Origin of the sequence: Bacillus spizizenii TU-B-10 (assembly GCF_000227465.1) — a bacterium.
Taxonomy (GTDB): Bacteria; Bacillota; Bacilli; order Bacillales; family Bacillaceae; genus Bacillus; species Bacillus spizizenii.
In genome coordinates this window covers 248,441-261,303 of record NC_016047.1, presented here as the reverse complement: position 1 = coordinate 261,303, position 12,863 = coordinate 248,441, and the positions used below count along the sequence as shown (strand labels likewise).

Annotated in this window: 17 protein-coding genes; all 17 read right to left on the bottom strand. The window is 42.9% G+C overall.

Annotated features, from left to right (window positions below):
• Positions 1–2 precede the first annotated feature (2 nt).
• The 17 genes from GYO_RS23190 to terS all read right to left on the bottom strand — a co-directional run bounded on the left by GYO_RS23190 (position 3) and on the right by terS (position 12,827).
• Positions 3–140, bottom strand: a complete 138-nt coding sequence (locus tag GYO_RS23190; RefSeq protein ID WP_014112408.1) for a hypothetical protein — start codon at positions 138–140, stop codon at positions 3–5.
• A 41-nt stretch (positions 141–181) separates the two neighbouring features.
• Positions 182–631, bottom strand: coding sequence for a phage tail assembly chaperone (locus GYO_RS23185; protein ID WP_014112407.1), 450 nt, complete (start codon positions 629–631; stop codon positions 182–184).
• Between the two features lie 622 nt (positions 632–1,253).
• The gene (locus GYO_RS23180; protein ID WP_014112406.1) at positions 1,254–1,697 is read right to left on the bottom strand and encodes a phage tail tube protein; all 444 of its coding nucleotides are present in this window, start codon (positions 1,695–1,697) and stop codon (positions 1,254–1,256) included.
• 1 nt (position 1,698) lies between these two features.
• The gene (locus tag GYO_RS23175) at positions 1,699–3,099 is read right to left on the bottom strand and encodes a phage tail sheath family protein (RefSeq protein WP_014112405.1); all 1,401 of its coding nucleotides are present in this window, start codon (positions 3,097–3,099) and stop codon (positions 1,699–1,701) included.
• Positions 3,100–3,291 carry a YqzN/YkzM domain-containing protein gene (locus GYO_RS23170; RefSeq protein WP_080010045.1) on the bottom strand — a complete coding sequence of 64 codons (192 nt, stop codon included), beginning with the start codon at positions 3,289–3,291 and terminating at the stop codon, positions 3,100–3,102.
• Positions 3,288–3,725: a phage tail terminator family protein gene (locus tag GYO_RS23165; protein WP_014112403.1), complete on the bottom strand. Its 438-nt coding sequence runs from the start codon at positions 3,723–3,725 to the stop codon at positions 3,288–3,290. The genes GYO_RS23170 and GYO_RS23165 overlap by 4 nt, the downstream gene beginning before the upstream one ends.
• Positions 3,726–3,737: 12 nt before the next feature.
• Positions 3,738–4,241 carry an HK97 gp10 family phage protein gene (locus GYO_RS23160; protein ID WP_014112402.1) on the bottom strand — a complete coding sequence of 168 codons (504 nt, stop codon included), beginning with the start codon at positions 4,239–4,241 and terminating at the stop codon, positions 3,738–3,740.
• On the bottom strand, positions 4,238–4,600 hold the full coding sequence (locus tag GYO_RS23155) for a YqbH/XkdH family protein (RefSeq protein WP_014112401.1): 363 nt from the start codon (positions 4,598–4,600) through the stop codon (positions 4,238–4,240). Before GYO_RS23155 ends, GYO_RS23160 begins: the two co-directional genes overlap by 4 nt.
• Entirely contained in the window at positions 4,597–4,989 is a 393-nt protein-coding gene (gene yqbG, locus GYO_RS23150; RefSeq protein WP_010330131.1) for a protein YqbG, read from the bottom strand. Before yqbG ends, GYO_RS23155 begins: the two co-directional genes overlap by 4 nt.
• 5 nt (positions 4,990–4,994) lie before the next feature.
• Positions 4,995–5,312 carry a YqbF domain-containing protein gene (locus GYO_RS23145; RefSeq protein WP_010330132.1) on the bottom strand — a complete coding sequence of 106 codons (318 nt, stop codon included), beginning with the start codon at positions 5,310–5,312 and terminating at the stop codon, positions 4,995–4,997.
• Between the two features lie 10 nt (positions 5,313–5,322).
• Positions 5,323–6,258 carry a phage major capsid protein gene (locus tag GYO_RS23140; RefSeq protein WP_014112400.1) on the bottom strand — a complete coding sequence of 312 codons (936 nt, stop codon included), beginning with the start codon at positions 6,256–6,258 and terminating at the stop codon, positions 5,323–5,325.
• A gap of 31 nt (positions 6,259–6,289) precedes the next feature.
• Positions 6,290–7,471 carry an XkdF-like putative serine protease domain-containing protein gene (locus GYO_RS23135; protein WP_014112399.1) on the bottom strand — a complete coding sequence of 394 codons (1,182 nt, stop codon included), beginning with the start codon at positions 7,469–7,471 and terminating at the stop codon, positions 6,290–6,292.
• A gap of 28 nt (positions 7,472–7,499) precedes the next feature.
• Positions 7,500–8,144 carry a hypothetical protein gene (locus GYO_RS23130; protein WP_014112398.1) on the bottom strand — a complete coding sequence of 215 codons (645 nt, stop codon included), beginning with the start codon at positions 8,142–8,144 and terminating at the stop codon, positions 7,500–7,502.
• A gap of 43 nt (positions 8,145–8,187) precedes the next feature.
• Complete coding sequence (locus tag GYO_RS23125; protein WP_014112397.1) at positions 8,188–9,105, bottom strand: phage head morphogenesis protein; 918 nt, start codon at positions 9,103–9,105, stop codon at positions 8,188–8,190.
• Positions 9,102–10,634 carry a phage portal protein gene (locus tag GYO_RS23120; RefSeq protein ID WP_014112396.1) on the bottom strand — a complete coding sequence of 511 codons (1,533 nt, stop codon included), beginning with the start codon at positions 10,632–10,634 and terminating at the stop codon, positions 9,102–9,104. The genes GYO_RS23125 and GYO_RS23120 overlap by 4 nt, the downstream gene beginning before the upstream one ends.
• A complete protein-coding gene (locus GYO_RS23115; RefSeq protein ID WP_014112395.1) occupies positions 10,627–11,952 on the bottom strand; it encodes a PBSX family phage terminase large subunit in 1,326 nt (441 codons plus the stop codon). Before GYO_RS23115 ends, GYO_RS23120 begins: the two co-directional genes overlap by 8 nt.
• Positions 11,949–12,827 carry a phage terminase small subunit gene (gene terS / locus GYO_RS23110; protein WP_014112394.1) on the bottom strand — a complete coding sequence of 293 codons (879 nt, stop codon included), beginning with the start codon at positions 12,825–12,827 and terminating at the stop codon, positions 11,949–11,951. The genes GYO_RS23115 and terS overlap by 4 nt, the downstream gene beginning before the upstream one ends.
• Between the last annotated feature and the right edge of the window lie 36 nt (positions 12,828–12,863).

Below are 12,863 nucleotides of genomic sequence, written 5' to 3'. Positions count from 1 at the left end.
AGTTAATTACCTCCCTTCTTCGCTTCCTTTTCTAACAGCTCAAGCTTGTAACTGATCAAACCGTATAAGAGTGCCTTGAATTCTCTCGGCGCCTCATATAGTTCTTGTAATTCTGACGGGGAATATTTGAGCTCGTGCATAGCGTAATAAAGATACACTGTCTCTTTATCCCCGCCTTCTATTAGTTTTTTGCTGCTTCTTCAAGGTCTTCGGGATCATCCTCAAAGCCATTGATCTCAATAGCTTTGTTCAACCAGTTTGCATATTCACCGCCGACAGACAGAACACGCTTTGCAACTTCCACCGGATCCTCTGTTTTGTAAGCTTCGCGTAGCTCTTTAGACTTAAAGTTCGGGTAAACAGTTGTTTCAACGGCAATACGAGCATAGAAGCGTTGGCTGTCCAACTCTTTCACGCGGCCGCGGCCTTTTACATTTTTGTAAGTGGTGTTTTCTTTTTCCAGCTCGTCAATGCGTTCTGTGGTAATAGCTTTGAATACAAACGGAATCACCTTTCCTTGCTTGTCAACAAATCGCTTTGAAATAGGCACTTCTACTTCTTCCGCTTCAATTGTTTGTCCTGGCATAAAGAATGAAAGATCATATACTTTTTCGTTTTGTTTTTCGCTCATGTTAATTAGCTCCTTCTATTTACAATTAAATTTTTTGGATATAAAAAAAGCACATTCTCTTCGAATAAAAATCACAAGGATTCGAATTCGCAAAAAGGATGTGCTTGATTAAAAATCACAAGGATTCGAATTTACAAAAAGATGCGCTTACCAGTATAATGAAAATCGTACATAAAGCGCCATAAGGGAAGTTTGCATCCCCGTTAGAAAGGGGGTGATATAATGTCAACTGAAGCTTACCAAGCTCTAATGGTATTGATTGGTTTCCAATCATCATTATTTAGTTTGGGTTCTTTAATTGTTGCCTTGTTGACTTATAAAAACAAAAAATAGACTCTCCCTTGAGCGTTGGAAACTTAAAGGGATAAGTCTATCATGAAAAATATGCGAGCAAGCTCCCTTAAGGACAGCTTGTGTACAGACCGGAGTGTTGGCGCACTCCGGTATTTTTATTTTACGCAAAATCTTAGATGTTAATTCTATAATGTTGTTGCGTGGTTAATTTGATTTAATCAATGTATATTCAGTATACATTATTTCCACTCCATTTTACAGTTATCAAACGTAAAATGGATAAAAAAAGTAACAAAATTCCTAAGGACGTCAAAACGAATTCAATTTATTAAAACGTATCCTTCAGCTTTTCAGGAAGATCAAAGTCCTCAAAGGTAAACGGCACTTCTTCTTCCAATGCTTCAGAATCAACGTCAAGCCCTGCAATTTTCGCAGAGTCAAAATTCACATCATACAGCGTGACACGCTCAGTTCCACGGCCGGAAGACGCATCATCCAGAACTGCTTGAAGCGTGAAATAAGGATCTTCACCTTTCTTCACATAGTTTAGCATCAGCTGCACAAAGCGGGATGTGACTTTATAAAATGTCGCTGTGCCTGTTCCGTTTGCGCCTGTCGTTTTATGACCGGTCATGCGGCGCCCCATAACGTTGACTTCCGATTTATTTTTCTCCACATTCGCTTCGAATGTTTTGATAAACGCCAGTTCCTCACCGTCCAAGAAAAGGCGTCCCTCTTTACCAGATATCGTATTCTGCGCTTTAAAAGCCACCTTACTTCACCTCCACGTTAAAGTAGAATTTCTCAGCAACATCAACCGGCTGCACAGCAAGATCAATCAGGAAACCGTCACGATCGCTATTCAGAGCAATTGTGATGTCATTCTCTGAATCAAAATTGGTAATGCCCCCGTTATCTTGAAGAACACTCAAGTATTGAGTAATCAACGTTTTCACGAATTGAAGGCCGTCATTTGTAGCAGGAACGTCGCTTCCGCTCGCTTTACGTGACTTAATCAGAGCTTTCAATTGAGATGTCAGATCATTGTTGATTGCATCCAACACTCGGACAATTTTATTTTTCTGGAACATCTTATTCTTCTCAGCTGTAAGACTTGTGAGAGAATTAATATCCTTCTCAACAGAAACAGATTTGTCTCGAGAATCATAAGTAAACAGGAATTCCCCGTTCGCCAGCCGCTGAATTACCTGGTCGTTATCCAGTCGAGTAAGGACGTCCACCGCTCCCGCATATTCTACGAACGTAAGCGACTGATTGAACGTTGCACCCGCGCTGGCGCCGGCAACCCAAGCAGTAGCTTTTTCCGGAGTGATCTCCGTTCCGTCTTCAAGCAGAACTCCGCCTGTGACATTAATAATACCTTCGTGATCGCCTTTGTAATTAGAGAGTACGCCTTGAACCTTTAAGCCTTGATTGTCTCTCAGCCGTTTGATGAATGCGACAAACGTCGCTTTCAATTGCTCGTTATCCTCAACAGGCAGCGCGATTGTGTCAAAGTATTCAGTTTCAGCCGCTTCCAAGAAAGCTGTGTAATCAGCATTTGTCGGTGTCTTGTCTGTTCCACCTGACAAGCGGATTCCAGAAGATGCCGGAAGGTCCCCGCTGACGTCCTCCGGAGCTGTTCCTGTTAGGGGAATCGAAACTGTTAGATCCCCTTTGCCTGTAAATTCAACAAGTTTATTTGCTTTCAGTTCCTCGGCTTTAGTTACCGTTTGCTTATCGACTTCTGACTGATCAAGATAGGTTGTGACATCCAATTTTGAAGAATCAATAACGTTTTCTGTAATTCTGATAATGATGTCATTTCCTTTAGTTCCGCCATAAAGAGCGGTTGCCTTTACGCCTTCACTAATGTCTGCTTGAGCACGCAGCCCCTCCGTCAAACGGTAAAGTAAGACTGTACTTGCCTTCTTCATTGCCTCACGAAGAAGCAACAATGAAGGATCATCAATGTTTAATCCCACTTTTTTATTCAAGTCCTCGATTGAAGAGATAGAAATGAATTTCTTAACCTCTCCCCAGCTGGATGCTATCGGCAGCGCAACTGTTCCGCGTTCGCCTACTGATACCCGATCTTCTGCGGTCGTTTTAAAGTTAAAATAAATACCAGCACGCTCTTTTTCCTTGCCGACTGTAAATGTTCCGCCGTTCATTTATTTGACCTCCTTCTGAAGAAACTGATCAATCAGCTTCTTCGCTTCCGATTTAGTGATTCTGTTTTTTTCTGTATGAAAAAGAGCACCGTCAAACACCTCGGGCCTTACCCCAAAGAGCTCTCGACTGTGCTCTCGCAAATCCTTAATATAAAAAGCATTTTCTGTTCTTTCCTTTTTCGTGGCCATCATTTCACCCCGCTTGTAAATTCAAAGTTTTCAAGAGAAGGATGCTGTTCTCGTTCATACCAATAGCGACTCGTCCAATTTAGAACGATGCTCGCATAATCATCTGAGATCCGGGTTTCTATACGTGATAAGCGAATAAAATCCCCCGTATCTTCGCCAGATTCCCGCATGAGCGGAATTAACCCCCTCTTACTCCTAAGTGTATCCGCGATCCTTTCTGCTTCGTTATGAGCCTCCTGCGCGTTCTTATGAAAGAGTTTCACGTTTAAAACATAGGATTTTTGAAACGTAGATACTGTGTCCACCCCATCGACTGTGGAAGCCGGCGGAATGTAAAGAGATGGGACAACAAAGTCCTGCGGTATTTCTTTTTCATACACTTGCACAGGATACAGTTTGTATAGGTAGCCCATAATTGAGCCCACTTCTTGATTCATGGCAGCACCGCCTTAAAATTCTTCATCGATCCACTGCTGCAGCTTCCGCTCAAGACTTCTCTCAAACATTAGTTCAAAGATGGCCATAGCATTATCCCAAAAGCCGGACCCGTCCACCCATTGGAATTTAAGCAGCATTCCAGAACTTCTTTCGGCGGGATCATATTCGAACCGTTCACCCTTCCAGCGTCCGGGGACCCACCGGCGATCCTGATTTTTAGATGGATCAATTGTAAAGTGCCCGTCATTCACGTATGAGGCGTATTCCAGATTTGTTCCGACATCCAGTTTTAAGCTGCCTGATATCATTGAAAAAATATTATCCTGGTCACCTTTCTGATAGGAATTGAGCAAGCGGCGGGTGTCCACGGTCTTTGTCCTGATAATCTCATCTTGGATGGTATCTAAGAACTCAAAACCCATTGCTTCAAGCCACTGCTCATATTTCCTCTTCATTCCCCCTCGAGAAGCCCGGTCTAATGATTGTATGAACTGATCGAGACCCCTAATTTTCATAAGTAGTCCACCTCCCGGACTGCCGTCACTTCCCAATGATGATTCTTGATCTTGCGCGGCTTTTGTAATTTATAAGCTGTACCTTCCCAAATAACCCTGTCGTTCAAGCGAATATCTGCAGAAGCTGGGAAATGGACCAGAAATGATTGATATATGGCCGTGTTCGGTTCCTGCTGCACAATGGATTGGTTCTTTTCTGTGAAGTAACACGGCAGTCCCGCTATATCTGGAACTTCAGGATATGAAAAAGCCGGCTGAACATCTTCAACCGGCACCCCAAAGGATTGTTTTTTGTTTTCCGCTTTCTCCTGCAGGTGATAAACATCGCATCGATGAGTTAATAAAGATCGATAGCTCATATGGACCTCATCCGCATTTTTACTTCTGTACCTTCCAAACTTGGCTCAGATGATACAACATAATCTTTAATGAGTGTGTAGACGTCTGGTTTTTGAATAGAGCTGCCGTTTCCAAGAGAATATGAATAGTCTCCGATCTTCTCGGTTGTATATCCTTTGGTGATTGACTCATCAGAATTAATTAACGCGAAATACTGCGCCATTTTTAATAAAGCCAGCCGAACCGTTTCAGGGAGCGGATCATATTCTGGGCCAGAAAAATCATGGCCAACTTGATAGGTTATTTCAGCTATACCTTCTATGATGTCCTGAGTAAGAAGGGAATCAGACCGATCCTTTACAGAATCAAAAACAGTGTAATTCTTAAGGTCAGCAGGAGTGATTAACACGCCGCTCACTCCCCGCTGTTTTCTTGCTGATTAAGGATGAAGGCAATTCTTTCGTCTGCGTTTTTGAAGTGAGACGGATTGCCACCAAGATTAGAAATAATGGTTTCATGATCCGGTTTGTGCATACCTTTCAATTGATCTTCTGTATAATGTGTCGGCTCTTCTCCGCCATTTTTCTTGTCTTGCACCTCATTTACTTCAAAGGCTTCGTTTTGCTTCAAGTAAAGATACAATTTTCTTGAAACCGGCTGTTCTTCTCCGATTTTAAAGACTTTGTCCATCACGTGATAGTTCTTGCCTTTAATGAGTTTAGCTTTATACATAGCTCCTCACCTACTCTTTCACTTTCACGATTTTAGCCACAGCATCTTCCTCTTCGAATTTGCTGTCCAGCTTAGCTGTCAGGACAATGATAAATTTACGTGCTCTAATATCTTTGTCTACTTCAATTCTGATATTACGAGAGAAGCCGAGAATGATATTCTTCGGATGGGTTAGGATAATGTCAGAAACGTCAGTAGTCACATCCGCTTCACCAATCGTATAAGGCTGCATGTTCGCAATTCCCTTGACCGGAACACCAAAAGCTGAAGAAAGACCACCTTGAACAGCTGCATCCCCTAAGCTCGTTTGTCGATCAGCAACACGATCTTTCCACTCAACTTCAATACCAGGAGAAGTATAGAAGCGGAACTCCTGCGGAATACGCAAATATTTAGGCGGAACAGCTTTGTATCCACGTTTAAATATCTGACGTGACAGTTCTTCGCCCGCCGCGTCAACAATATGGGAAGCGGCTTGTTTACGGATACCGTTTATCTGAGCCAGAAACGGATCTGATGAAGATGTATCTCCATTAACAATCAACTCTTCAATATCAACAGCGGCCCGCTCCGCTAGAATTTGCATGATTGTATCCTGGAGACCTTCTCCTTCAATGTTATTTTCGAGAGTGTCATAAGTGATATCAATCTCTGCAATTACTTCTTTTGTGCTGAGGTTGACGGTACTTGTTGTCGGTACTGCCTTTTGATCATCAGCCAGAGCCTTTCCTTCTTGGGCTGCTCTTAAGATACGTTGGCCAAACCCGATTTTTTCGATTTTCTGAGTGTCGTGATCCATTTGAATAACACGAGAATCCTTCAGGATAGTTGGTGTATCTTGAACCATTCGAATAAATGCACTTGCCTGTGTAGGATTCATTAAACCGCCGCTTTTTAAGCTGGACAGCGTCATTTCTGCTTTTCTAATTGCCTCTTGGTTTGTCACTTCATTTCCTCCTTATGAAAAGAGTCAGGGTTTAAAGAAGCCCTGACCAGATTGATTTATTAACTTGTGTTTCAGTTTCGGAATTTGTTTCATCTTGTTTAGAAATTCCGCGGCTTTTTTCAATCGCTTCAATACGATCAGCGAGCGGTTGAACAGCGTCAGTAATAGCTTTTTTCAACTTCTTCTCAGCTTCTTCCTCAGCCGTTTTTTCTTCGTCTTTCTTCTTTTTAGGATCTTCTTCCTTTTCTAATTCCGTGAGCCGCTTCTGAATTGGCTCTAATGCTTCTTCGATGGATTTTGCTACATCCTCTGAGTTCATTTCTTCTTCTCCTTCCGTCTCCACCTGACTCAGCAAGTTGCCGAGAGCAGTATGAGCGCTTTTAATTTCTTGTAAGTTTGAAGCCGAGAATTTCCGGCCGGCTTTTTGCAATTCTTCAGGCTTTGATCCGATAGCTTTTAAAATGTCATTTGAGATCAACACTTCCTGGGCGATATTCACAAAGTCTTGCAGGGCTTCTCTGATTTTTTCAGGATCTGTCTCCATACCTTCAGAATAATCCCATTTGAACAAAGCAGAGTTTAATGCATCCTGAGCCGCCCAAAATTCACGGCGTTTACGCCCTTCATCATATTTCTCCTGTACAGCGCCCTTGGCAAGATGAGCATTGCCAGTAAAAAAGTTTTTGAGCAAATTAAAAAGCCCTTTCTCGTCGTGTTTTTCTTGAGAAACAGGCTTTTCTTCTTGTTTTGCAATATCTGCGATGCCGGCCATTGAATAACCGGTGATCTCGCCTTTCTTGATTTCCTCCCATATTTCCTCGGAGGCTTTTGTCACAAGGACCCATGATCCTTTTTTGATGGTTTCCCCATTCATTTCAAAGTCTGCAGGTGCGACGTAGGATTCAACCACCGCGCCAACGCCACCCTGAAAGTCATGCTGCTTATCAATTTCACGGGCATCTTTCAGAAATCCATGAGCGGCTTTTTCGATTTCTGCAGCTGTCATGAAATCACCGTGCGCGTCCACTGTATCAGGTTCATATACGATACCGTAAACGAGTTTTTGCTCGTCCGCTTCTTTTGCAATGACCTTGACTTCCTTTTGAAAGTCCGGCTGTTTTTCTGATTTCATAAAAAAGAACTGCTTTTGATTAGCAGCCTTATCCACGTAAGAAACATGTGTGATTTTTGCGTTTACCAATTCTCTTGGCATGTTGTTCACCTCCTTTCAAAAGCTGTTATCACTCATGTACGTAAGTATCATGTGTTTGAGGAGTGATAGCTTGAAGTTCTTTTATTAACCTTTTAATTAGTTTTCTATACCTTACAGACTCCTCAAAAGTTATTGAATAATCATGAGGAGCACTATGCACAGCAATATTTCTTAATTGTTGAAGGTCTGAAAAAGTCTTTATAAATCTTTTGCTTAAATATCCTCGTTTATTTAGATCCTTAATACATTGAGACATCGTTGGTGGTCTTTTCATTTCAGCACCAGAGTAACTGGATTCATATAAACCAAATTCAGTCATAGTTTCAATCATTTGATGTTCCAATTCTTGCCACGAAAGAATAACTCCCAAAAAAGGCTTCTCTTCTGCTATACTAGCGAAGGATTGATCGTTAATTGTATCTTTAGCAGAAACAGTATCATTATTAAGCGAATTATCATCTTCACCATTAGGGTTTACATTCGATTCAGCGTCTTCCAACTTGTCTTCAAACGTTGCTTCAAACTCCCCATACCTAACTGACTTCAACTTTAACTCTGCTAATTTCAAAATTAATTGGCTTACTGGTTTTCTTAATGCCAAAACCGCCACTAAAACAATAATTGGCCAAGCAACTGATTTAATAATTGATGAAATAAACTCCAACCAGCTCATAAATCTCCCTCATTCCTTAAAGTAATGAGGAAATTATACTATTTTATTCCATGTTTGCTAAGGCTTCTCTTCTAATCTTTTCTTTTTCCTCAGCTGACAACCCTAAGATCTCGTTATCTACCACAGGCGATAGAACACAATGGCAATGCACCCGCTCGCCTGCTGAGAGTTTAGGATCCCTCGGAAACATGCAGGTCTCGCTACTACCTGGTATCTGAAATTCTTCATCTACTCCAATGACTGTGCCGTCAAGATCGATGTGATTCTCACGCGGATTGTTTTTCTTACTTCCGCTGTGCCGCCATTTCTTTTTCTTTACTGCCGGCGATTGTGCATATGATTCATGCTGAGCGGCAGAGGAAGCGGCAAGCACTTCAGTTAGTGCCGTGGTACGTGCCCGGTCCCTATCAAACTGCGGCATATCTTTGAGAGTCAATTCTATGTCCTGTATGGACGAACCGTTCTCAATGGCTTCTGTCAGTACGTTTTCCACTGCTTCATGAGTATTCAGCTTCATGATCTCGGCCAGCTTTTCAGACCAACCTTTGATCCAATCCGCTGCCCTGGTAGATAAAGCTTCAAATGGGACATCTGGATCCAATGAATCCATGATCACTTCAGCGAGCTCCTCAACAGTCTGCTGCAGAAATCCCTCGGTAAGCTCCTGAAATTCTTCCTCGAAGTCGTCCTCGGCAAATAGGTTTTGCGTAAAAAACACTAGAAGGGCTTCAAGCGTCTCTTTTGAGTCTTTGCGTATAAAGCCATTCAGACCATCTAAAAACTTCTTACGCTGGCGTCTGAGCAATCTGGCAATGCCTTTTTCATATTCTTCTACAAAGCCGGGTATCTTAGAAAGGCCGGGGAAGTCAGGTACGACCTCCACGAGCTTCTCTCTCTCATCTTCATCGGCTTTTTGAATAAAAGCAGTTAAGCTTTCCAGCAGCTTATCCGTTTTGTTCATCGCTTCATATCCTCCAGAACATCCCGCATATCTTTTAGTATGCCGATTACATTAGGAGTGCCGTTTTTTGACTTAAAGAGCGCAGCCAAAGGATCCGAGGCGGGCGCCGCGTTATTTTTCCCTATCGGCCTGCTGTACTCTTCTTCTGGCCATTCTTCAAGCGTCTTACCAAGAATACGTCCAGCAAGATCACGCAGATCATTCGGCGAGACTGCGCCGGCATTAATAAAAGGAGTCAGAACCTTTGCAATCTCAATAGGATCCCGGAAATCCGGTCCTTTTAACTGCAGCTCGACCTTATGAATTTCAAGATCATTTAAGAATAAAGCGTTCAGCTTACCTGTGATTAATTTTCTTTCCGGCTGAAATACTTGTTCCTCAGTAATCTTTCTGGCCGTGTCAGCTGTCGCCTTGTTATAGTCCTGAGCTTCCCCGGTATAGAGCGGCGGCAGACGAAAGGCAGAGCGGAGCTTGTCCCTACTTTTTTGGTCATATTCCAGGAATAACGCATCTTGCTGAAGGATTTCAGCCAATGACTTAATTTCCACTTTAACTGGTGTGATTTCCTCATCGCCTTGAATGTTTTTCCCCTTGGCTATCCCTTCCGCTTCGAGCAAAAGAAACTTATGAGCGTTTTCCACACCCTCAAGACCGTTCATATAGTCCTGCAGCTGCTTATATGAGTCTTCAGAGAGCATTCCATTTTCAATGGTTATAGCAGCGGGAACGTGCCGGCCCTGTTTAAAGTACATGAAATTCAACTCTTCAGCCTTACGCGCGCCGTATAAATTGACAATGTGGCCAATCCACCGCGGCTTCCCGTATGCTCCGCTCCCTATTTTAAAATGCACAACCTCATTGGCCTGCTTTTCAAAAGGAGTCTTTTCATCATATTCTCCTGTTTCGGAATTCAAGATTCGAGGGTCTCCGTATTCTTTGAAAAACACCCTTTTCCCATTGATGATCTGCACATATTTTCGGAAGCGTTTTTGACGCTGCATCTTCTTTAATTTACCTGACTCAAAATAATTGTATGGGACCTCTATAGGTTCTGATAATGAGCAAACTCGGACATACTCAGATGCCATATGTTCAATGCCAGCCGGTTTCCCGGCTCCGTCTCGGATCACTTCTATATATCCGTTGCCGGTCTTTTCCCGGTCTTCTATGCTAAAGCCGAGTAATGTTTCAGCTGATTCATCAAAATGAATATACTTGATGAATTCTTCAAGCTGCTGCCATTCTTTATCCGCTGCCGTTTTTTCTGCAGAATCCACTTCATCAGAATTGATATCCTTTGAGTATTTCATCTCGAAGCCGAAGCCTACTATATTGGTCTTGTACGCATCCACACACTGCTGTAAGATCGTCGAATACTCTGCGATGTGTTTAAGCTCTTTCAGGTTATACGGCGGGGGTATGATATTCTCTCCGTACATTTCCGCAAATTCATCTTCATAAATCTGCTTTGTTGTTTCATTAGGCGGAGCAGCTTTAAATACTCGCGCTTTAACTGTAGATTTACCCATTCACTTCCCCCCTCTCTCTGCTTCGTGGTCTTGACCGTTTAGGTCTTCCTTTTGATTCTTCTTTCAGATCGGTTACCTCGTAATCATCAAGGGCGTACCAGATCGCTGAAAGTGTATGCGGGTCTATGGTGAACTCGTCTTCTATGATGTGGCCCAGCTTATCTTTAGCGTAGGTGAGCGGCTTCAGTTCATAGATCGTATTCTCACATCGATCCGAACAAATGATTTTCTTGAACCGCTTGATCTTCTTTGTATATTGAAGGCGGGATCCTTTATATTTGTGGGCGCCCACCATATTGAATCCTTGCTGCTGAAAATACCGGATTGTTTTGGGCTCCGCTGAGTCCGCTTTAATTAACTCCTTGGTCTCAGCAAATTCACTTAGTTCTTCAGCCGTCTGGTCGTCCGTCATTCCATTTTTGTAATACTCCCAATAGATATAAAGGTATTTCTTTTCGTGGTCCACAGCGAGCCGGACAACGGCGTTATATGACTCCTCAAAACCAAAGTCCATGCCTACCCGCTTAAGCGGACGGTTAATATTAGCGATTGCTGTCATAACCTCTTCATGTGGCCTCTCTTCAAATTGCGGCAACACACGAACCCCATTCACGCCAAAATGACCTTGCCGCGCAATTCGGTAAAGGTCTGGGTCGTATTCTTTCATTTCATCAAGCTGCTTCACGTAGCTTCCTGGAAGAAATAAATTATCGTCCGCTGTTGAGTGGTGATAATAAGTGTCATTAATTACGAAAGTCCGCTTTTCGTATAGCTCTTTATCATCGAGCACAAACCGTTTTTGGCGGTCATCTTTGAAGAAATGCTTATATGTCCAGTTATCTTCTCCGACCGGGTTTGTTGAAAGAATCATATGAAGCGGCAATGTTGGGTGACGAAGACGTCCAAGCAGCTCCTTGAACCCCTCATATTTCACCTCAGAACATTCCTCAATCCATATGAGAGAAACGTTATTGATCGATTTTAGCTTAGCCGGCTTGTCCAGCCCTTTAAATATGATCCGGCCGCCGTTCGGAAAGCGGATCTGCATTGGTGAAGACACGCATCTAACAATATGATCGATCTCAAGGTCATTGATAATTTCATCAAAGAGGGAAAAGGTTGAGTCCCTATGCGTGTCGTATACTTCCCTTACGACAAGAACGGTCCGCTTCTCTTCCAGTAATTTAAGAACAATCTTGAGCGCCACATGATAACTCTTCGAGGATCCATAACCGCCGACTAGAAACTGAAACTTTTGATTCCAATCAAAAAGAAAATCCTCAAAGTGCGGATTTACTGGCTTTACCTTTTCAATCATTTGTCCTCATCCTTACGCTTGCGCTTTATCGTAATGTGAACTGAATTGTCAACCGGGCGAGCGGTGAGTCGTTCAAGTTCTGCCTGTTTGGTCTCATTTGTAAGATAAATACCACGCAGCTTCAGCTCGTGCTCATCCATGGATCGTATCATTTCGTATTTCTGGCGGATTGCTTTTAACCGCTTATCAGTGACGCGTGTCATCGCTTCTTCCAAACGAAGAATCTTATCTACACTCGGCTCAGATACCTCTTCAATTTCAGTAACGACAAGGCGCTCATTCATAAGTGCCTGGTGCTTCACTAAACCGGTTTTCTGGTCCTTGGTCGGCACGATGTCTTTTACCTTTCGCAATTGCTGAAGGACGCGGCGTTGCGTTTCATTCAAGCCGTTTTCTATTTTGCTTATTCTCTGCATCATCCGCCGCTCCCGAAGGCTCAGCTCCCTTATTGTTAGATCAATTTGATAGAGCGGGTCTGTTTCGATCTGGCCAAACAGCTCTTTTTCTGTATCATCCATGAAATCAAATAAGATTGATTCATACTCACCAGTTCGCACAGAGTTTTTATTTCCTTTTGGAGCTGCACCGCCTCTATTACCTTTGGCGTTTTGATTGCCAGGCGGCGCTTTTCCTCCCTTATTCCCTTTGGCGTTTTGGTTACCTTTCGGAGCACCTTGACGAAAAGGAGCGCTCCCTTTCGATTTAGGAGCGCTCCCTTTCTTTTTTTCTTCCCATTTATCGTTTGCCTTCCATTTGCGGACAGTGTTGCTTGTGACACCTAATTCCTCAGCAATGTCTTTTAACTTCTTGCTTCCGCCGCTCTCTTCCCACAAATGAAAAGCTTTGTCTCTGCGTGGATCTCGTGGTCTTGGCATTACATCTCACCCACCTCCGAATCTCATATTTGAGTT

What these genes read in the sequence shown, in the direction of transcription:
- GYO_RS23190 (WP_014112408.1), bottom strand. Translation starts at nt 140, where the DNA reads ATGCACGAGCTCAAATATTCCCCGTCAGAATTACAAGAACTATATGAG.
- GYO_RS23185 (WP_014112407.1), bottom strand. Translation starts at nt 631, where the DNA reads ATGAGCGAAAAACAAAACGAAAAAGTATATGATCTTTCATTCTTTATG.
- GYO_RS23175 (WP_014112405.1), bottom strand. Translation starts at nt 3,099, where the DNA reads ATGAACGGCGGAACATTTACAGTCGGCAAGGAAAAAGAGCGTGCTGGT.
- GYO_RS23170 (WP_080010045.1), bottom strand. Translation starts at nt 3,291, where the DNA reads ATGATGGCCACGAAAAAGGAAAGAACAGAAAATGCTTTTTATATTAAG.
- GYO_RS23165 (WP_014112403.1), bottom strand. Translation starts at nt 3,725, where the DNA reads ATGAATCAAGAAGTGGGCTCAATTATGGGCTACCTATACAAACTGTAT.
- GYO_RS23160 (WP_014112402.1), bottom strand. Translation starts at nt 4,241, where the DNA reads ATGAAAATTAGGGGTCTCGATCAGTTCATACAATCATTAGACCGGGCT.
- GYO_RS23155 (WP_014112401.1), bottom strand. Translation starts at nt 4,600, where the DNA reads ATGAGCTATCGATCTTTATTAACTCATCGATGCGATGTTTATCACCTG.
- GYO_RS23145 (WP_010330132.1), bottom strand. Translation starts at nt 5,312, where the DNA reads ATGTATAAAGCTAAACTCATTAAAGGCAAGAACTATCACGTGATGGAC.
- GYO_RS23135 (WP_014112399.1), bottom strand. Translation starts at nt 7,471, where the DNA reads ATGCCAAGAGAATTGGTAAACGCAAAAATCACACATGTTTCTTACGTG.
- GYO_RS23130 (WP_014112398.1), bottom strand. Translation starts at nt 8,144, where the DNA reads ATGAGCTGGTTGGAGTTTATTTCATCAATTATTAAATCAGTTGCTTGG.
- GYO_RS23125 (WP_014112397.1), bottom strand. Translation starts at nt 9,105, where the DNA reads ATGAACAAAACGGATAAGCTGCTGGAAAGCTTAACTGCTTTTATTCAA.
- GYO_RS23120 (WP_014112396.1), bottom strand. Translation starts at nt 10,634, where the DNA reads ATGGGTAAATCTACAGTTAAAGCGCGAGTATTTAAAGCTGCTCCGCCT.
- GYO_RS23115 (WP_014112395.1), bottom strand. Translation starts at nt 11,952, where the DNA reads ATGATTGAAAAGGTAAAGCCAGTAAATCCGCACTTTGAGGATTTTCTT.
- terS (WP_014112394.1), bottom strand. Translation starts at nt 12,827, where the DNA reads ATGCCAAGACCACGAGATCCACGCAGAGACAAAGCTTTTCATTTGTGG.